This window comes from Lysinibacillus sp. NPDC094177 (assembly GCF_050279145.1).
Classification (GTDB): Bacteria; Bacillota; Bacilli; order Bacillales_A; family Planococcaceae; genus Lysinibacillus.
Genome location: NZ_JBNNTW010000014.1, coordinates 40,283 through 58,908, shown reverse-complemented (window position 1 = coordinate 58,908; position 18,626 = coordinate 40,283). Strand labels below are relative to the sequence as shown.

Sequence of the window (18,626 nt, the reverse complement as noted above, 5' to 3'; positions counted from 1 at the left end):
CGAGTATGCGGGAAAATGTTCATTTTATAGGTTCTGTACTACAGTTGTTTGCTTATTTCTTTTTTATATTTTATTTTCGAGCATGTCATAAATACTATAAAGAAATTAAGGAAAACAAGGTCCAATCGCTGTAATAAGCGATGGATCTTTTTTGTTTCAGGGAATCTGTTCTAACTGTGCAATGACATCTTTTCCTTTCAATATTCATAAGCTTTATAGGTGTGATTTTATCAAGCTAGAAGGAGGCACTACCATTCAAATACATGTTGTACGGGCAGGGGAATCCATATGGGGTATTTCGCAGGCGTATGGGACTACAGTTCAAAGTATTGTAGATGCCAATCAAATTCCTGAACCAAATCGAATAGTTATAGGGCAAGCTCTTGTGATACCGATTGTCGGAAGTTTTTATTATGTGCAGCCAGGAGATAGTTTATATACAATCGGTCAACGCTTTGGCATCAATTATTTAACTCTTGCTCAGGTGAACAATATTAGTCCGAATCAGCCTATATCTGTTGGTATGCGACTTTATATTCCACCTCAGCCAAAAACAAGAGCTGAAACATTGGCATATTTAGAGCCGAAAGGGACATTCGTTAGTGAGGCATTATTGAGTCAAGCAAGAGAAGCGGGTCCATATTTAACTTATCTTGCTTTATTTAGCTATGAGGCAAGGCGAGATGGGACACTTAAGAGACCTCCGAGTCAAGGTGTGACGCAAATTGCAAATGATACAGGTGCTTCTCTAGCAATGGTTGTCTCGAATTTAGAGAATTTTAGTTTTAGCGGTGATTTAGCGAGAGATATTTTTCAAAGTACAGCAGTACAGGATTTGCTTTTTACTAATATTCTTGCAGAGGCAAAGCGTTTAGGAACAGTAAAGGATATCCATTTTGATTTTGAGAATTTGCCGGGCGATCAACGACAAGCGTATAACAACTTTTTAAGGAGAGCTGTGAATCGATTCCATCCACAGGGATATACAGTATCGACAGCGCTAGCTCCAAAAACAAGTGCAAGTGAGAAAGGTCCATGGACTGAGGCACATGATTATAAAGCACATGGAGAAATAGTGGATTTTGTTATGTTAATGACGTATGAATGGGGGTATTCTGCAGGGCCACCTATGGCAGTGTCGCCACTTCCAGAGGTAGAGGCAGTTGTAAAATATGCAGTAAGTGAGATACCTCGGAATAAAATTTTACTTGGACAAAATTTATATGGCTATGACTGGACACTGCCTTTTGTACAAGGGGGACCATATGCAAAAGCAGTTAGTCCACAAGCAGCTATCGAGATTGCTAAGAAATATAATGCAGCCATTCAGTTTGATTTGAGGTCTCAAGCACCCTTCTTTGATTACTATGATGAACAAGGGAAAGCACATATAGTGTGGTTTGAGGATGCAAGGTCAATTCAGGCGAAGTTCAATTTAATCAAACAGTACAAACTTCGAGGAGTAGGGTATTGGAAGTTAGGTTTACCATTCCCTCAAAATTGGTTATTAATCGGATCAAATTTTGATGTAGTAAAGAAATGAGAATTTTCAGGAGCAACAAAGAAGCTCTATGTTCATTCTATTTTCTTAAAAATATAAATAATGCGAAAACATCATTTCCATTTATGGTAATATATATTATAATAATGGTAAATGATAATTTAGGAGGGATATTTTGGTAAAATTTAAAAAGTTAGGTATCATACTAACATCTACAGCATTTTCTGTTAGTGTACTTTCTCCCATGGCACAAGCTTCAGCAAATGTAAAAGAACCGCAAGAGAGAGTAGCAATTCAAGTTTCTTCAACAGAAACAAAAGTAACAAAAAGTATGCTTATTAAGCAATTGAATACACTATTCTCAGACAAGTTCAATTTTGTGACAGAGAAAGATTTCTCAATGGGGGAATCGCATTATTTTAATGATGATAAAACGATACGCTATGAATTAAACTTCCATAAGACAATCAATGGCAAAGACGCTTATGGTAGTTTTACTTTTAAAGGTGAAGATTTAGAATTAGAAAATTTCTACTATCAACCTATCAATATAGCGGATGCATTGTACCCAGTGAAGTATTCAGAGGGTGAGGCGAAAAAAGTTGCCCAAGACTTCCTGAAGAAATTGCCGAACACTGCGAATTACAAGCTTCGTGAAGACAATGGATATGGTGATTTTGGTTTTAGTTATAGTAGACCTTTATCTGAACCAATTTCGTATTCATTCGCTTATTCACCTACACACAATGGTGTACTACTTAGTAATGAGATTATCCATATTGCAGTTCTAGCGAATGGTGAAGTTACAAGTATGTATCGTAATACGGAGTCAACTAGTAAGGCAACATTTGATAACTTAGAACAGAAAAAGAATGAGTCAGATATACTTTCACAGGTTCGCGAAAGTTTGTCAGTAGATCTACGTTATATGGTTGACTATAACTACCAAACAGGCGAAGCTATTGCTAAGCTTGTGTATATGCCACCAACAAGCTTCAATGGTGTACATGCAATAAATGGGCAGTGGCAAACAATGAATGGTTTCACTTCTCAAGTACCAAAGGCAAAAGTAGTAGAGAAACTTGCATCGCAACCGCTTGCGCCTAGAAAGAAAGATATTACAGTAGCAGAAGTAGAAGAGTTAGCTAAATCTTTCTTAAAAGTTGATTCAGACAAAGTAAAGCTACAAATTGATTCAGTTAATGAAAGAGAAAACGAAAATGGCGAGACAATTTACGAAGTGAATTATATGTATGATTTTGGAAATCATGGCTCAGGCGCATCATTTGCAGTGAACAAAGCAACAGGTGAGATTACGGACTACTGGGATATACGTAGAGATTTCGCGGAGACAGATGATAAAGTAGAACCAATTTCAAAAGATGCTGCATTAGCAAAAGCGATAGACTACTTAAAAGAGTGGGTTCCGTCATATATTCATAACTATTCAAAACCACTAGAAGATACAGCATATGACAAAAACAGCAAACAGTATTACTTCTCCTTCCCACGTATTGTCAATGGCATTGCTGTAGTAGGGGATGAAATTTCTGTTGGTATTAGTGCAGATGGGAAATTAAATGCTTTACATGTTAATAATCGTAAGATTGATAATTGGCCGTCTGTAAACAAAGCTATTCCTGCTGATAAAGCAAAAGCAATGCTTAGTGAGGGGTTAAAATTGGAGCTTCAGTATGCAAAACAGGATGGCGAGGATAATCACCACTATGATTTAGTATACGCTCCAGTTTATAATGGAAGCTTGTCCAATGGTATTGATGCAACAACTGGTGAATGGCTTCAAAAGATTGATGACTCTAAAGATAAACCAGCCATTTCACATCCAACAGCTGGAGGAGAATTAACTTATTTACTACGCCAAAATGTGTTAGAAGTTAAAGACCCTACAAACTTTAATGCTGATACAGCTGTAACAAAGGGAGAAGCTTTGAAAATCTTAGTTAAATCATTATCATATGGATATGATTTCGGTCCGTATGGAAGAGACAACGATACGCAATCCTTTAATAATATTGACAAAAAGCATCCATTATACAGAGTCGTTGAACAAGCTGTAAAAATGGGTATTTTACAACCAGCAGATCAATTTGCAGTAGATACAACATTGACTCGTCAAGAGCTTGCAGAATGGTTAGTGCGCGTACTGAATTTAGAGAATGCTGCTAAGCATAGTGACATTTACAAATTAAACTTTACTGATGCAAGCTCTATTGACCCAGCGTATTCAGGTTATGTTGCTTTAGCGAGTGCAATGGGACTAATTGATGGACAGCAAAATAAATTCAATGCTACTGAGAAAGTGACATATGCAGATTTGGCTGTATCTACAGTTCGTTTAGCAAAGGCTGCTTATGAACAAAACAATGACCGCCGTTACTATTAATTAATAATTTATAAATGAGAGGGCATCTCCTAATTATAGGGGGATGCCCTTTTTGTAATAACAGTAAAACAAAAGGATTGCTGTTTAGTAGTGTATATGTTATTATTATCTCAAATTAAAGATAAATTAATTCGAAGTAAATAGGAAGAGGGAGTCGTATGAAGGATGACAATCGTAATTTAAAAGCCTTTACGGTATTGTTCCGAGCATATCAAACGATTCAAGATGCAACAAAGAGAGATTTACTTCAATACAATTTAAATCAAACCGAATTTTCGGTACTTGAATTTTTATATCACCATGGTGAGCAACCAATCCAAGTGATTGGAAAGAAAATATTAATCGCAAGTAGTAGCATTACGTATGTTATTGATAAGCTCGAACAAAAAGGTTTTGTGTATCGACGTGCTTGCCCGAAGGACCGCCGTGTCACATATGTTTTATTAACATTTGAAGGACAAACGGTGATGGAAGAAATATTCCCAAAGCATGAACAAAAAATTAACGAGATTTTTGAAGTTTTAGATCAACAGGAGATGGACACAATGATTTTGTCTTTGAAAAAGGTTGGTTTAAACGCAATTAAAAAATAAAAAATTTTACGTATATATCTCGAAATCGAGATAAGTAGGAGGAACATAAAATGAATCATTTAAAAGGAATTCACCACGTAACTGCTATCACAAGTAGTGCGGAAGAAAATTATAAATTTTTTACTTATGTGTTAGGGATGCGATTAGTGAAAAAAACAGTTAATCAGGATGATATTCAAACATACCATTTATTCTTTGCAGATGATAAAGGTAGCGCTGGCACTGATATGACATTTTTTGATTTCCCAAACATTCCAAAAGGTGTGCATGGAACAAATGAAATTTCAAAAACTTCATTCCGCGTGCCAACAGATGCGTCATTAGACTATTGGGTAAAACGTTTCGACCGATTAAATGTTAAACATACAAGTATTAAAGAGCAGTTTGGCAAGAAAACTTTATCTTTCGTCGATTTTGACGATCAGCAATACCAACTTATTTCTGATGAAAACAATACAGGTGTTGCATCAGGCACTCCATGGCAAGATGGACCGATTCCTCTTGAATATGCAATTACAGGTCTAGGTCCGGTTTTTGTAAGAGTTGCTAATTTTAAATATTTCAAAGAGATGCTAGAAAAAGTGATGCTCTTTACAGAAATTGCGGAGGAAGGGGATTTCCATCTATTTGAGGTTGGTGAAGGCGGAAACGGTGCACAAATCGTTGTAGAATTTAACACAGTTTTACCAGTAGCTCGTCAAGGCTTCGGTACAGTACATCATGCTGCATTCCGCGTAGAGGATCGAGCTGTGTTAGATGAATGGACTGAACGATTTGAAGGCTTTGGCTTCCATACTTCTGGTTATGTAAATCGTCACTTCTTTGAATCGCTTTATGCACGAGTAGCACCACAGATTTTATTTGAGCTAGCTACTGATGGCCCAGGGTTTATGGGGGATGAGCCTTTTGAAACTTTAGGTGAAAAATTATCATTGCCACCATTTTTAGAGCCAAAGCGTGCACAAATTGAAGAGCTTGTTCGTTCTATTGACACTGTAAGAAGTACGACTATGTTCGATAAAGAATATGAGTAATATCTTTCACTCCATTCAGTAGAGAAATACAAGCCTCTGCTAAATGGAAATGAGATACTCGTAACAGCTATATGATAATTAAAAATAATTGGAGGTCAGTTAGATGGAATTTTCAAAGCTAATAGATAAGCGTCGTTCTGCGAATAATTTTATAAAGGATATCAAGATGAGTGAAGAAGATATACGTCCCATTTTGGAGGATGTTAAGCTTGCTCCGTCCGCCTTTAATTTACAACATGCCAATTACATCGTTGTATTAGATGAAGAAAAAAAAGAAAAAGTAAGAGAAGCAGCATACGGGCAATATAAAGTGCACTCGGCCTCAGCGGTTGTACTTGTCCTAGGGGATAAAGAAGCATATAAAAATACTGATAACCTTAATCAAGGGATGGTAGACTTAGGCATTATTACTGCTTGTGAGTTAGAAAATCTTGTTGATGATAATAAGAAATTTTATGAAGAACGTGGCGAGGAATTTATGAAGGAGGAAGCCATTCGTAACGCTTCACTTTCAGCTATGTTATTTATGCTGGCAGCCAAAAATCGTGGATGGGATACATGCCCAATGATCGGCTTTGATCAACCACAAATGAGAGCACTTTTTAATGTTCCGGAGACACATGAAATTGCACTAATAATAACAATAGGTAAAGAAAAAGAAAGTAGTCGTCGCTTGCGTGGTTATCGTAAACCAGTTGAGGAATTTGCTACCTATTATTAGGGTGGTATAAAATAGAATTGTTTATAAATAATAAAGTTAATGTATGTTTAGGAGGAAGCAATTATGAAAGTAGTAGCAATCGTAGGTAGTATCCGTAAAGAATCTTATAATATGCAATTAGCAAAATTTATTCAAAAACATTATACAGAGAAATTTGATCTTGAAATATTAAGCTTGAAAGATTTACCGATGTATAACCAAGATATCGAAAATGAAGCACCACAACCTGTACTTGATTTTAAAGCAAAAGTAAAAGAGGCAGATGCGGTTCTTTGGTTGACGCCTGAATATAACGGTACAGTACCAGGTGTTATGGTTAACGCCATCGATTGGTTATCTCGAGTTGATAAAGTAATGATTGGCAAGCCATCATTCATGATGGGAGCATCAATGGGTAACTTAGGTACTGTTAAAGCACAATTACATTTACGAGATATTTTATTCTCACCTGGAGTAAATTCACCATTACTAAGTGGTAATGATGTTTATATTGGAGCAGTACACACTAAATTTGATACAGAAGGCAATCTAACAGATGAGGGTACTATCAAATTCCTAGATGTAGTAATTGATAACTTCTTAAACTGGATGAAAATATACGTTTAAAAATAAAAAAATGTCCCATAGTATAACAATACTTATGGGGCATTTTTTGTTTGTTGGGTTTAAGATAGAGCGACGGATAGAAGAGCCAAGCGACAAATAGGACAATCAGAAAAACGCCCTTTCTAGCATTACACTAAAGAGGGGCATTTTTAGGAAATAAATTGTTTATTTATCCTTTAACAAAAAAGTTGTGGATAAAATGTATGCTATTTATATAACTTGATTGGAGTGGAGGCTGGGCGACTCCTTGGGGGTCAGCGGCAAATGTTTTCTGTAGCAAAAGCAAAGCGACAGCTACAAAGCGCCCAGCCGGAACGGAAATCAACCCCTCGTAATGGTGTTAAGCTTTTATTTAATCGGAATTATTTTTAAAACTTTTTGAAGGCGGTATGCAAAAATACCTGCAAATATAGCTAAAATAATATCTTTTGGTAAAGGAGGCATCATCCAAAGCCATGCAATCTTATAAGTGAAAGCATCAGGAGCACTAGCCCATAGCTTGTAGGCAAAGTACATCCAATTTGTCCCTAGTAAATAATTAATAGCTGTTGCAACTAATGCAGCAACTACATAGCTTTTCTTCGTTCCACTGCGTTCTACAATAAGCCCCGCGACATATGCAGCTAATATAAAAGAGACAATGAAACCAAATGTAGGACTTAAAATTTGTCCAAAGCCCCCACCGAAACGAGCAAATACAGGTGCACCTGCTAAACCGATACACATATAAACAGTACAAGCGAGTGCCCCTTTTCTACTACCAAGAATAAGCCCTGCTAAAATAGCAAAAAATGTTTGCAATGTGATAGGTACTCCACCGACCATCATGAAAGGTACAATAGACGTGATATTAGCTCCTATCATCATCAATGTTGAAAATAGTCCAATGTATGCAAGATCTACTGTTCTTAATTTGTGATGAGTATGTTCCGCAACTGTTGTCATTATTTCACCCCTAAATAGTAATGTTGATAATAATAGTGTAAAAAAATAAAGCTTTTGTGTCAACTTGATTATTTAAGTCGGTTAACACAAAAGTTGTTATCCTGCATAAATTGATAAATAACTATTATTTATAGACTAACTATTAAAATATATGATAGAATCGTCATAATTTTAAAATATTAAATGCTAATGGTGTGACATCTTGTAAAATGTGTCGCTTAAAAGGGAAGTCGGTGCAAATCCGACGCTGTCCCGCAACTGTTACGAGGAGTTCTATGATGTATTAGCCACTGTTCTAGAATGGGAAGGCAATCATAGGTACATTGATTCGAAGCCAGGAGACCTGCCAATTAGTAATTCCTGTAATGCCCACGAGGATGAAAGCGATTACGGACAATAGTAGAAGGAAATCTTTCTGACTTTGTTTAATCAAGGGTATTTCTATGCGCATTTGCATAGAATGCCCTTTTTTTTATTTATTTTCATTCGGCAAGTGTTTGTGAATGTGAAACGTCTGCTACAAGTGTTTTGTCGCGAAAGCAAAGCGATAGAGGGCAATTACGCCAAGACAAAATTGATTTTTAATGAGTAGGAGTTATAAACTGATGAATAAAAAATTTATGATGCTTTCAATGATTCTTCTTCTAGTACTTATAATTTCGATGACAATTGCGATTATGGTTGGATCGGTTTCCGTTACGCCACTTTATGTATGGAAGGTTATCCTTTCTAAAATCCCATTTATACAAAATTCAATCGAACAAGATTGGAGTCGCTCACAGGAAATTATCATTTGGCAAATACGAGTTCCGCGTGTATTGCTCGCAGCTATCGTTGGAGCAGGCTTAGCAATTGCAGGAGTAGCTATTCAGGCACTTGTTCGTAATTCAATTGCAGAACCGTATATTTTAGGGATTTCTTCTGGTGCAACGGTTGGTGCTACAGCTGTCATCATTTTAGGCGCTTTTTCATTTCTGAGCGTTTATGCGCTTTCCGTATCTGCATTTATAGGTTCTCTCACAGCAATGGCTTTAGTTTTCTTCTTAGCGCGTGTTGACGGTAGAATTTCTGTCTTTCGACTTTTACTTTCAGGGATGGCGGTGTCGTTTATTTTATCTGCTATTTCAAATTTTATATTAATGACGTCGAAACAAGAGGGCGGAATGAAGGCAGTCATGTTTTGGATGCTAGGAAGCCTTGCTGGTGCGAAGTGGAGTAATCTTTTAATTCCTACAATTATCTTTATTGTAGTATTTGCCTTGTTATGGCTCCACTATCGAAATCTAAATTTATTACTTCTTGGGGAAGAAGCAGCGGTCACACTAGGGGTTAACTTACAACAATTTCGTATACAGCTTATTATATTAGTTTCATTATTAACGGGTGTGCTTGTTGCTGTAAGTGGTTCAATCGGATTTGTCGGCTTAATCATTCCACATATTGTAAGGTTAATTGTAGGTTCAAACCATAAATATGTTATACCGATTAGTGCATTATTCGGAGGGATTTTCCTAGTTTGGGCAGATGCACTTGCTCGAATTTTAATTGCTCCGGAGGAAATGCCAATTGGAATTATCACGGCTTTTTGCGGAGGTCCATTTTTCATTTGGTTGCTACGTAGTAACAATTATTCATTCGGTGAAGGAGATTAAAGCATATGACATTAGAAGCGAAACAAGTATCATTCTCCATTTCTGATGAACGTATATTACATGAAGTAAATATTCGAATAAAGGACAAGCAATTTGTTGGTCTAATCGGTCCTAATGGTAGTGGGAAGTCAACGCTATTAAAGAATATGTATCGTTTATTAAAACCAGAAAGTGGAACAGTCTTGTTAAATGAACAGGATATTTTAAAGCAATCGAGTAAAAACATTGCTAAAAATTTAGCAGTTGTAAGTCAAGAAACACCAGTCTTATTCGATTTTACAGTACATGATTTAGTTAGTATGGGGAGAACACCTCATAAAAAACTATTGGAGCTAGATCAAGAACGAGATTTTCAAATTGTAAAAGATGCACTGAACCAAACAGGTATCGCTCATTTAGAGAAACGTAGCTTTAGCACTCTTTCGGGTGGAGAAAAAAAGCGTGTGATGGTTGCCCGTGCCCTCTCTCAGCAAGCACAGGTACTTATTTTAGATGAGCCAACAAATCATCTGGATATTCAGCATCAATTGCAGCTTATGGATCTAATTCAAACTTTACATTTAACAGTTGTTGCAGCAATACACGATTTAAACATTGCAGCCATGTATTGCGATCAAATTTATGTTTTACAGCAAGGTCGAATTGTTTGTTTTGGAACACCAGAAGAAGTACTTACACCACAATTATTACAAGATGTATTTGGAGTTTATGCTGATATTCAAATACATCCACTTACAGGTAAACCATATTTAATGTATATCCCAGAGCAATTCACAAAGTAAGCTTTAGAAACTCGATAAAGTGATTGATACATAGTGTTATTTAGGGAATATGAAAGTTAAAAATGTAAATAGAAAAAATTAGAATATTGGTGCTGTAGCTCTGCTTTATCACTATAAATTAGAGTGAAATGCCAGAAGATGCATGCTTTGTGAAGCGGTTGATTGGAGTGGAGACTGGGCGACTCCTTGGGGATCAGCAATAGGGGAACGAAGGCTAAAACCATCGCATGTTGTGATAACGCCTTCGTGACCAACCTCGTGTTGCCCTGACGCCCCCTAGAAAGCGCCAAGTCGGAACGGAAATCCACCCCCTCGTTTTGCCGAAGAGTCATTTAATATAATTTCATTAACTTATTAGGTTTGGTACGCATGCACAACACATATGGATTGAAATGAAGTCAAATTATGCTACTGCTTTTAAGCCTGCTACACCAATAATAATGGCAATGATACTAATTATTCGAGTCAGGTTTTTAGATTCGCCGAAGAATATAATATTCACGAGAACAGCACCAACTGTACCAATACCAACCCAAACTACATAGGCGATGCTTAACTGTAAATAGTTAAAGGATGCATATAATAGCACAAAGGACATTCCAAAGCCGCCTATATATATTAATAAATTTCGTATATTTTTTTCCTGACTATAAAAGCGTAAACCTACAACACCAATAATTTCTGAAATTGCAGCCAATAAAACAAGTAACCAACCCATTATGCATTAGCTCCTTTCTCTTCAATGTGATCTTTTGAAGGGTTATCAGCTAAATTAAGACCAATAACGCCCAATATTAAAATAAACATGAAGATTCCTTTAATAGCATTAAACTCACCGTCAAAAATAAAAATGTCCATTAATGTAGTCCCAATTGTACCGACCCCAGCAAAAGTCGCATAAACTGTGCCAGTAGGTAAGTTCTCACAAGCTTTCGATAAGAAATGGAAATCTATCGCAATTAGAGACACAATAATAATCCAATGCCACCAAGCATTTGCAACATTAAAACCGAATATCCAAAACAATTCAAACAAACTAGTTAATCCAACGTAAATCCAATCTTTTTGCATAGTTAAATTCCTTTCGTTTATCAATGATTATGACTGACATTCAGTCATTTTCGGTGTAAAAGAGAACGTCACTTAGGCGTGACGTAAACAGAGTGCATAATGTAAAAAGTCGAGAAGCTCAAGTTTTTGAAATCTAATTGTTTCTTCTGTACTGTCGTCATACAAATAAATTTGTTCAGCAGCAGATTCTATTAGACCAATTACAAGTTTAGAAGAACGAGTAGTATTTAGAGAGGCGCGTATCGTTCCTTGTTGTTGAGCTTCATATAAGAAATTATTCATCCATTCGTAATAGGGTGCATATATATTTTCCCATTCTTTCATATGCTCAGTTTGTGTAATACCTGCATAGATAAGTGCAAATACATCTCTATATTCCTCTGTTAATGAAAAAACAATATCTACTACTTTTTCAAGTTGCTTTGCAAAAGGCTCATGTTTTGAAATACCATCGTTAATAGCAGCAATAATCTTCTCAACCATAACTTTTGCAATAGCTGGCATAACTGAAAGCCGTGATGGGAAATAAAGATAAAATGTCCCTTGCGCTATACCTGCCGCTTTTACGATATCTGAAACCTTTGTCTTTTCAATTCCTTTTTCACGAAAAACTTCAATTGCAGCTTGAATAATTTTCTCTTCTTTTGACATGAAATCCCTCGCTTTTGGCCTGCTTATTTGATATGTTACAAAATAGCTGAAATAAAGTCAAAGAAAATGACTGACAATCAGTCATTGTTTTTTCGTGTATATATGTTTCTTATTTGGGGAACTTTATTCGTGAAAGGATTTGATGAAAATGGAAGAGATAAAAATTGCGCAATTAGATCAGCAACAGCTTGGAAAAATTAATGAATTAGAAAAGGAAATTGGAGTGACATTAGTGGCATATGATTCTTCGACAATGTCATCACAGGGCTCGGGTGCCCTTGAGTCAATCAATAGTACTCACAGCAATCATCCATCATAATTAAGAATAAAATGTGCCTTGCAGCAATGTGAGGTTTTTTCATTTTAAATAGGGGGATTCCAATGATGCAAGATTTCTATGCGGATTTACATATTCATATTGGACGTACTTCTAGTGGACGCGCTGTCAAAATTACCGGCAGTAAAACGCTAACGTTAGCAAAGATTTTAGAGACTGCTAGTGCAAAAAAGGGACTAGATATTATTGGGATTATTGATTGTCATTCTCCAGAAGTAATGGATGAAATGGCAGGGATGATTGAACAAGGGGAGCTCAAGGAGCTAAGACAGGGAGGACTTCGTTATCAAGACACATCCCTTATCCCAGGCACTGAAATTGAGATTTATGATCATCATTGCCTTGGCCCAATCCACGTACTTGCCTATTTTCCGACACTTTCACTTATGGGGGAATTTTCAAAATGGATGTCTCATTATATGAAAAATATCCATTTAAGCTCTCAGCGAATCTATTGTGATGGTCAAACATTGCAACAAAAGGTTCGTGAGTTAGGAGGGCTTTTTATTCCTGCTCATGTTTTTACACCATTTAAAAGCTTGTTTGGAAAAGGTGTACATCGTAGTTTAACAGAAGTATTTGATCCTCAGCTTATAGATGCGATTGAGTTAGGTTTAAGTTCTAATACCGATATGGTGAGTAACATTAGAGATCTTCAAGCATACACATTTGTCAGCAATTCTGATGCACATTCACTTGGAAAAATTGCACGCGAGTATCAAAAATTAAGACTAACTGATGCCAATTTTACAGAATTGAAAATGGCACTTCATGAACAGCAAAATCGAGCTGTAACAGCCAATTATGGCTTAAATCCATTGCTTGGTAAATATCATCAGACTGTCTGCGCAAAATGTGGCGAGCAGCTTAGCAATTCGGCCACAATCTGTACAAAATGTGAAAGCACTCAAATTATAAAAGGTGTTGCAACACGTATTAAGGAGCTTTCAGAGCAAGTTACAGATAAACGTGTTCGACCACCATATATTCACCAAGTACCACTAGACTTTATTCCAGGGTTAGGGCCGAAAATGATGGAAAGATTACTACAAGCATTTGGAACAGAGATGAACATCTTGCATCGAGTTTCACTAGAACAGCTTGAACAAACCGTACCACATAAGATTGCTAAGATGATCGATTTAGCAAGAACAGGACAATTAGCAATTGAAGCTGGTGGCGGGGGGACTTATGGGAAGATACAAAGTGAATAAAAACACTTGCTCATATTTAACCCATTTTCATCCTTCATCTATTAAAATAGTAATTAGTAGAAGTGGAGGGATTAATTATGCAATTATCAAAGAAATTTCGATTTTTAGCGGCTGGTGTACTGGCGTTGCAATTAGCGATGCCAGTAGGAGCAAACGCTGTGGAGCAAAGAGATTACATAGCGCCAAGTTGGGTGGCCCAGGCAGATTATATAGCACTCGGCGATTCCTTGGCTCATGGTATGAATGAGGTTGGCATAATCGGTTTAGGTTACGCAGATTTTGTTGCGCAAACTTTACAGCAAGATGGATTCATCACTTCTTATAATAAGGGGTTTGCGTATTCAGGCTATACAACAAAAAATGTATTGGAAGATATACAAAATGATGTGGAAAAGCCTGTGACAGGATTCGGTTATCAAAGTGACAAGGTAAAACTTCGTACGTCTATTAAAGAGGCTGAAATTATTACTTTGACAGCTGGCGCCAATGATTTAATACCTATTTTGAAAGAGTTCCAGTCAACTGGTATTAATGCAGCAGCGATGTTAAAGGCATCACAAGGAGCAATAAAAAATATTGCCACTATTTTAGAAGAAATTAAGAAAATAAATCCGAACGCTCAAGTTTATGTTATGGGGTACTATAATTCTTTCCCGTACTATAGTGAGGATTTACAGAAGCAATTTAAAATGTTATTAACAGTCATGAATACAACGATCAAAACAACTGTTGAAAAAGCGGGTGCCATCTTTGTACCGACATACGATATTGTAGCAAAAGATGTTCCAAGCTATTTACCAAATCCTGAAAATATTCATTTAAGTGAAGCGGGCTATTTAGCAGTAGCGAACGAGGCGTTTTTACCAGCGATTAAAGCAAGTACGTTATGGGATGTATCAAAAACTATTCAAGCAAATATGAAAGATAGTACAACTGTAAAAATAAGTTGGCAGGAAGCGAAGGATAATGTAGGTGTCACTACTTACAAAGTATATGTAAATGGTAAGCTGATATTTAAACAAAATGCTGAGACGACGGCGATAACCTTAGATAATTTAACAGAGAATACAGAATACACGGTAGCTGTTAAAGCAGTAGATGCAGCTGGCAATGAAAGTGTACAAAGTCCAACAGTTACTTTTACTACAGGAAGCACTTTAAGCCTTACTGATATCGACAATCATTGGGCGAAGGAGTTTATCCTGAACGCTGCAGAAGATGGCATTATGAAAGGCTACGCAGATGGTACGTTTAGACCTGAGCAAAATGTAACTCGTGCACAGGCTGCTAGCATGCTTGTTAGAAGCCTAGGTTTAACGACGAAAGAACGGGCACCATTTACAGATATCGCAAGTTATGATGTTGGAACGCAGGCAGAAATTGCAGCAGCTTATGAATACGGGCTAGTTAAGGGAACGGGTGAGAAGTTTAACCCAGGACAGCCAGTTACTCGTGCTCAATTAGCATTAATGATTAATCGTGCCTATGAACATCAGTTAAAGCAACCTTATGCTGTGAAAGGAAAAGCACCCTTTTCTGATATTGCATCTTACAGTGAAGAAACAAAACGTGCAATAACAATGTTGTATGAACAAGGCATTGTTATGGGGAGTGAAGGGGAATTTTCACCAGAGGCTCCGACAAAACGTAGCCATGCAGCGAAAATATTCGTAAATTTCAATAGTCTATTAAAAAAATAAAGATAGTGAAACAACTCAAGCTAGAGCTTGTAAATAGAAACCTCTACCACGGAGGACACTGAAAAACTTACGTTTTCATAAAAGCGAACCTTTTTCAGATAAAAATAAGGCACTTCTTGTTCAATTTTGAACAGGAAGTGCCTTATTTCTGTCACTATTTCTTATTCATTTTTCGTTTAGTAGCTTTAATATCCGTTTCAAATTGACAGCGAATATCGTTGTAGCACCTTGAATTTCCATGCCAAATAGACCCGCAGTCGATGCCGTATCGTACCCGTGTCCGTTTTTTAAATTCGCTATTCTTCGCTTCTACTTTGTAGCGATTTGCGGCTAATTGATAAAATGCTTCCGTATTTTGAAATGCCTCTTGTTCGGCATGTGTATCCGACTTAATTGTGACAGAATATGTTTTACTTTTTGCGCCTTCTTTATAACAGCCCTCTCTCATTGGACATACTTTGCATTTTTCGAAGACGAAGCCGACGAAATTTTGTAAGCGAACTTGAATCAATGACTGGATCTTCTGGCGCCATATCCAAGAAATATTTGAATGACATATCGTACTTTGAACGCTCTACAAGGTCGACGTCTGATACATCATAAATTGCTTTTAATAATAAGTACTTAAACATACGAATTGGAGGAATGGCATTACGTCCATTGTCTAAACAATATTTTGTTTTTAACTCTTCTAAAATGAATGAAAAATCAACAAGTTCATTGATTTGGCGAAGTATATTATCTTTTGGCACAACAATATCTTAGATCGCCATATATGGACTTAAATAAAGGGTTTCTTGATTTGAAATCATCAGGGGGCACCACCTGCACATTAATTCTTTTATTATAAAGGAAAGCGTGACTAAAATAATAGTGTGATACATTGCGTTGTTTGGAGAAGCATCGCTCGACCGCGGAAAGCGAGCGGAATGCTTCGGAAAACAACAGTAGAGTCACAGTGTCAAATGAAAAAAGCGAGTTATTCAACGATTAAATCGTTGAATAACTCGCAATGTGAGAAGATATAGACTTTTTCAGTGCCCTCCTACCACACGCTATGTATTTTTATTGCTGTGAACATATAGTGCAATTTAAGGCGAAATTGATATAGGTTGATTGGAGTGGAGGCTAGGCGATTCCTTGGGGATCATATGGTGAAGAGCCAAAATAATGAAGTGAAATGATTCAAAGAACAGGCAAAAAAAGGTCTTGAAAATTAAAAAGCAGTTCAATAAATCTAATTTATGATTTATTGAACTGCTATTCTTTTACTTATTTACGATAGTCTAGCAATAATGCCTTCCTCATCGTCTAGGACAAGTTCAATGCCTGTTGAAAATGGGTCGCTATGTAGGACATCTTTAATCCATACACGTAGTGCGCCAATCATTGCTGCTGTATTGAACATCTCGATTTGTCCATTAACTTCAACTTCTGCACCAAAGCCTGTGGCATCATCGTATGTTAGTTCTACAAGCACATCCTCAGGGCGAATGTTTTTATTGTAGGCCTGTGATAAGCAAATTGCATTTATAATATCCTGCTCATTAATTATTTGTGCCATTGTGCTTCCTCTTTACGTTTTTTATCTTTAAACATATTAACAATTTTTACAACTAGCATTATGATAACCATGATGGCTGCAACGTTAATTAATAAGCCTAAAATATTTCCAAGCATACCCATGCCACTGAAAAGACCTCCGAATAATAAGCCAGCTAAGCCACCAAGCATTAAGCCTTTCATAAGGCCGCCTGAGAAGAAGCCACCTTTCTTAGCTGTTGAATCCGTTTTGTTTGTAGAAGTTGTATTGTTTTTATTTGTTGTTGCATTATTTTGATCTTTAGATTTATCCTGAGATTTTTGGAAATTTGAGTTATTGTTATGATTATTGTTTGAGAAACCTTTTTTACCTGACTTATAAGATTTAGCTTCTGCAGTTGGTGTATCTGAGATGAATAATGTTGCACCAACAGACGCAAACATTAGTGTCGCTGCAAAAAGAGCAGCAAGGATTTTTTTCATTGCTTACATTCCTCCAATATATTTTTTAGTTTTGTCATAAACTAGTTCTTAATAGTAATCTTACATGAACCATCTCGAAAAATAAAATAAACGCTTCCGTTAATTTAGGTATATCAATAAATTTGAACAAGTAGTGTCAGCGCTCACCACCAAAGGTTAGAATGCATTACGTATTACTTATGCCATGTATATAGTTGAAAAGAAAGGAGTGAGACGATGATTTCAACATTATTACTATTAATGTCAATTTTTTTAATGTTATATTTAACGGAAAAAAGACGTTTTCTCAATGCAGTAGTTTTAGGTTTTTTAGGGATGTATATTTTGAGCACAATAATTAGTCAATATCCTTTATTGCTCCAAAATGAGCAGGGGATTGTGTCGAAGATGGGTATAGTTATAATACTTGGAAGTTTCCCGAGTATTATGTTTATTTTATCGATAGCTACGTTTTTTAATAGTAAAGTTTTACTTGAAAAAGAAGGACGTAAAGTTCGTAATCTATTGTTAGCTGTTTTTGGCTTGAGCTTTTTTATCATGATGATTTGGTATGTATTTGTGATTTTTGCAAATATCGAAAATGAAATTTGGCATATTCTTTTCTTCTATGCGTTTTTAGTTTTTGGCTATACAATGTTTATATACACAAGCATAATGGCCTATGCATCTCTATATCATTTTACACCAATCCTTTATGAGCCTAACTATATTATTGTACTAGGGTCAGGGTTAATCGGAGATAAAGTGCCACCACTTTTAGCTAGTCGTTTAGACGAGGCTGTAAAGCAATTTCAAAAATATGGTGAACGGCCTTACATTATCGTCTCAGGTGGACAGGGAAATGATGAAAAAGTATCAGAAGCATATGCTATGAAAAAATATATAGTTGACGAACATCAGATACCAACTCAAAAAGTATTTAAGGAAGATCAATCGACAAATACTGAACAGAATATGGCATTCTCTAAAGAAATTATGGATAAACATGCTCAAGGAAAAAAATATCGATCCCTATTTGTAACGAATAATTTTCATGTTTTTCGTGCAAGTATTTATGCTAAAAAGGCGAAGCTTGATGCACAAGGCGTTGGTTCAAGGACTGCCTTTTATTATGTACCTAATGCATTTACTCGTGAATTTATCGGTTTATTAGAAATGTATAAATGGATTCATATCACTGTCTTTTTGTTTATTACATTGTTCATTGGATTAATCTTGAGAGCATATGTGTAACCAATTTCAAACTGTCTTCCATATAATAGTGGTAAGACAGTTTTTTATCTCTATTCAGTAAATGTTTTTTAGCGACAGCAACAATGTTTATCTGTGCGAAAGCAAAGCGACAGCAACAATGTTTATCTGTGCGAAAGCAAAGCGACAGCAACAATGT

Annotated in this window: 19 protein-coding genes, 1 pseudogene and 1 riboswitch; of the genes and pseudogenes, 12 read left to right on the top strand and 8 right to left on the bottom strand. The window is 36.3% G+C overall.

Annotation, left to right across the window (positions count from 1 at the left end):
- Positions 1-370: 370 nt before the first annotated feature.
- The 6 genes from ACQKNC_RS18830 to ACQKNC_RS18805 all read left to right on the top strand — a co-directional run bounded on the left by ACQKNC_RS18830 (position 371) and on the right by ACQKNC_RS18805 (position 6,859).
- Positions 371-1,543 (top strand): glycosyl hydrolase family 18 protein, encoded by a 1,173-nt coding sequence (locus ACQKNC_RS18830; RefSeq protein WP_427426311.1) that lies wholly within the window; start codon positions 371-373, stop codon positions 1,541-1,543.
- Positions 1,544-1,676: 133 nt separating this feature from the next.
- Positions 1,677-3,905 carry an S-layer homology domain-containing protein gene (locus ACQKNC_RS18825; RefSeq protein WP_427426278.1) on the top strand — a complete coding sequence of 743 codons (2,229 nt, stop codon included), beginning with the start codon at positions 1,677-1,679 and terminating at the stop codon, positions 3,903-3,905.
- Positions 3,906-4,063: 158 nt separating this feature from the next.
- Complete coding sequence (locus tag ACQKNC_RS18820; protein ID WP_427426277.1) at positions 4,064-4,498, top strand: MarR family winged helix-turn-helix transcriptional regulator; 435 nt, start codon at positions 4,064-4,066, stop codon at positions 4,496-4,498.
- A gap of 50 nt (positions 4,499-4,548) precedes the next feature.
- Positions 4,549-5,532, top strand: a complete 984-nt coding sequence (locus tag ACQKNC_RS18815; RefSeq protein WP_427426276.1) for a ring-cleaving dioxygenase — start codon at positions 4,549-4,551, stop codon at positions 5,530-5,532.
- Positions 5,533-5,635: 103 nt separating this feature from the next.
- The gene (locus ACQKNC_RS18810) at positions 5,636-6,253 is read left to right on the top strand and encodes a nitroreductase family protein (protein ID WP_427426275.1); all 618 of its coding nucleotides are present in this window, start codon (positions 5,636-5,638) and stop codon (positions 6,251-6,253) included.
- A 63-nt stretch (positions 6,254-6,316) separates the two neighbouring features.
- A complete protein-coding gene (locus tag ACQKNC_RS18805) occupies positions 6,317-6,859 on the top strand; it encodes an NADPH-dependent FMN reductase (protein ID WP_427426274.1) in 543 nt (180 codons plus the stop codon).
- Positions 6,860-7,207: 348 nt separating this feature from the next.
- Here the strand turns inward: ACQKNC_RS18805 and ACQKNC_RS18800 are convergent, their stop codons facing one another.
- Positions 7,208-7,804, bottom strand: coding sequence for a biotin transporter BioY (locus ACQKNC_RS18800; RefSeq protein WP_427426273.1), 597 nt, complete (start codon positions 7,802-7,804; stop codon positions 7,208-7,210).
- A 173-nt stretch (positions 7,805-7,977) separates the two neighbouring features.
- Positions 7,978-8,170: riboswitch (cobalamin riboswitch) on the top strand.
- Positions 8,171-8,409: 239 nt separating this feature from the next.
- On the opposite strand from ACQKNC_RS18800, the gene ACQKNC_RS18795 reads away from it, so the two are divergent.
- Positions 8,410-9,456 (top strand): FecCD family ABC transporter permease, encoded by a 1,047-nt coding sequence (locus tag ACQKNC_RS18795; RefSeq protein WP_427426272.1) that lies wholly within the window; start codon positions 8,410-8,412, stop codon positions 9,454-9,456.
- A gap of 5 nt (positions 9,457-9,461) precedes the next feature.
- Entirely contained in the window at positions 9,462-10,238 is a 777-nt protein-coding gene (locus tag ACQKNC_RS18790) for an ABC transporter ATP-binding protein (protein ID WP_427426271.1), read from the top strand.
- 403 nt (positions 10,239-10,641) lie between these two features.
- Here the strand turns inward: ACQKNC_RS18790 and ACQKNC_RS18785 are convergent, their stop codons facing one another.
- The 3 genes from ACQKNC_RS18785 to ACQKNC_RS18775 all read right to left on the bottom strand — a co-directional run bounded on the left by ACQKNC_RS18785 (position 10,642) and on the right by ACQKNC_RS18775 (position 11,960).
- Positions 10,642-10,956, bottom strand: a complete 315-nt coding sequence (locus tag ACQKNC_RS18785; protein ID WP_427426270.1) for a DMT family transporter — start codon at positions 10,954-10,956, stop codon at positions 10,642-10,644.
- Positions 10,956-11,309 (bottom strand): DMT family transporter, encoded by a 354-nt coding sequence (locus ACQKNC_RS18780; RefSeq protein ID WP_427426269.1) that lies wholly within the window; start codon positions 11,307-11,309, stop codon positions 10,956-10,958. The genes ACQKNC_RS18785 and ACQKNC_RS18780 overlap by 1 nt, the downstream gene beginning before the upstream one ends.
- 72 nt (positions 11,310-11,381) lie before the next feature.
- The gene (locus tag ACQKNC_RS18775) at positions 11,382-11,960 is read right to left on the bottom strand and encodes a TetR family transcriptional regulator (RefSeq protein ID WP_427426268.1); all 579 of its coding nucleotides are present in this window, start codon (positions 11,958-11,960) and stop codon (positions 11,382-11,384) included.
- A gap of 148 nt (positions 11,961-12,108) precedes the next feature.
- On the opposite strand from ACQKNC_RS18775, the gene ACQKNC_RS18770 reads away from it, so the two are divergent.
- The 3 genes from ACQKNC_RS18770 (at position 12,109) to ACQKNC_RS18760 (ending at position 15,211) form a co-directional block, all read left to right on the top strand.
- Positions 12,109-12,279, top strand: coding sequence for a hypothetical protein (locus tag ACQKNC_RS18770; protein WP_427426267.1), 171 nt, complete (start codon positions 12,109-12,111; stop codon positions 12,277-12,279).
- 65 nt (positions 12,280-12,344) lie between these two features.
- A complete protein-coding gene (locus tag ACQKNC_RS18765) occupies positions 12,345-13,511 on the top strand; it encodes an endonuclease Q family protein (protein WP_427426310.1) in 1,167 nt (388 codons plus the stop codon).
- 77 nt (positions 13,512-13,588) lie between these two features.
- Positions 13,589-15,211: an S-layer homology domain-containing protein gene (locus ACQKNC_RS18760; RefSeq protein ID WP_427426266.1), complete on the top strand. Its 1,623-nt coding sequence runs from the start codon at positions 13,589-13,591 to the stop codon at positions 15,209-15,211.
- Positions 15,212-15,365: 154 nt separating this feature from the next.
- Here the strand turns inward: ACQKNC_RS18760 and ACQKNC_RS18755 are convergent, their stop codons facing one another.
- From ACQKNC_RS18755 to ACQKNC_RS18740, 4 genes and pseudogenes are all read right to left on the bottom strand, one after another.
- A complete protein-coding gene (locus ACQKNC_RS18755; RefSeq protein ID WP_427426265.1) occupies positions 15,366-15,659 on the bottom strand; it encodes a hypothetical protein in 294 nt (97 codons plus the stop codon).
- Between the two features lie 13 nt (positions 15,660-15,672).
- Positions 15,673-15,969, bottom strand: a pseudogene (locus tag ACQKNC_RS18750) (transposase); the annotation flags it as partial.
- Between the two features lie 518 nt (positions 15,970-16,487).
- On the bottom strand, positions 16,488-16,775 hold the full coding sequence (locus ACQKNC_RS18745) for a DUF2653 family protein (protein ID WP_427426264.1): 288 nt from the start codon (positions 16,773-16,775) through the stop codon (positions 16,488-16,490).
- The gene (locus ACQKNC_RS18740) at positions 16,763-17,236 is read right to left on the bottom strand and encodes a hypothetical protein (RefSeq protein WP_427426263.1); all 474 of its coding nucleotides are present in this window, start codon (positions 17,234-17,236) and stop codon (positions 16,763-16,765) included. The genes ACQKNC_RS18745 and ACQKNC_RS18740 overlap by 13 nt, the downstream gene beginning before the upstream one ends.
- Positions 17,237-17,452: 216 nt before the next feature.
- On the opposite strand from ACQKNC_RS18740, the gene ACQKNC_RS18735 reads away from it, so the two are divergent.
- Positions 17,453-18,469, top strand: a complete 1,017-nt coding sequence (locus ACQKNC_RS18735) for a YdcF family protein (protein WP_427426262.1) — start codon at positions 17,453-17,455, stop codon at positions 18,467-18,469.
- Positions 18,470-18,626: the final 157 nt, after the last annotated feature.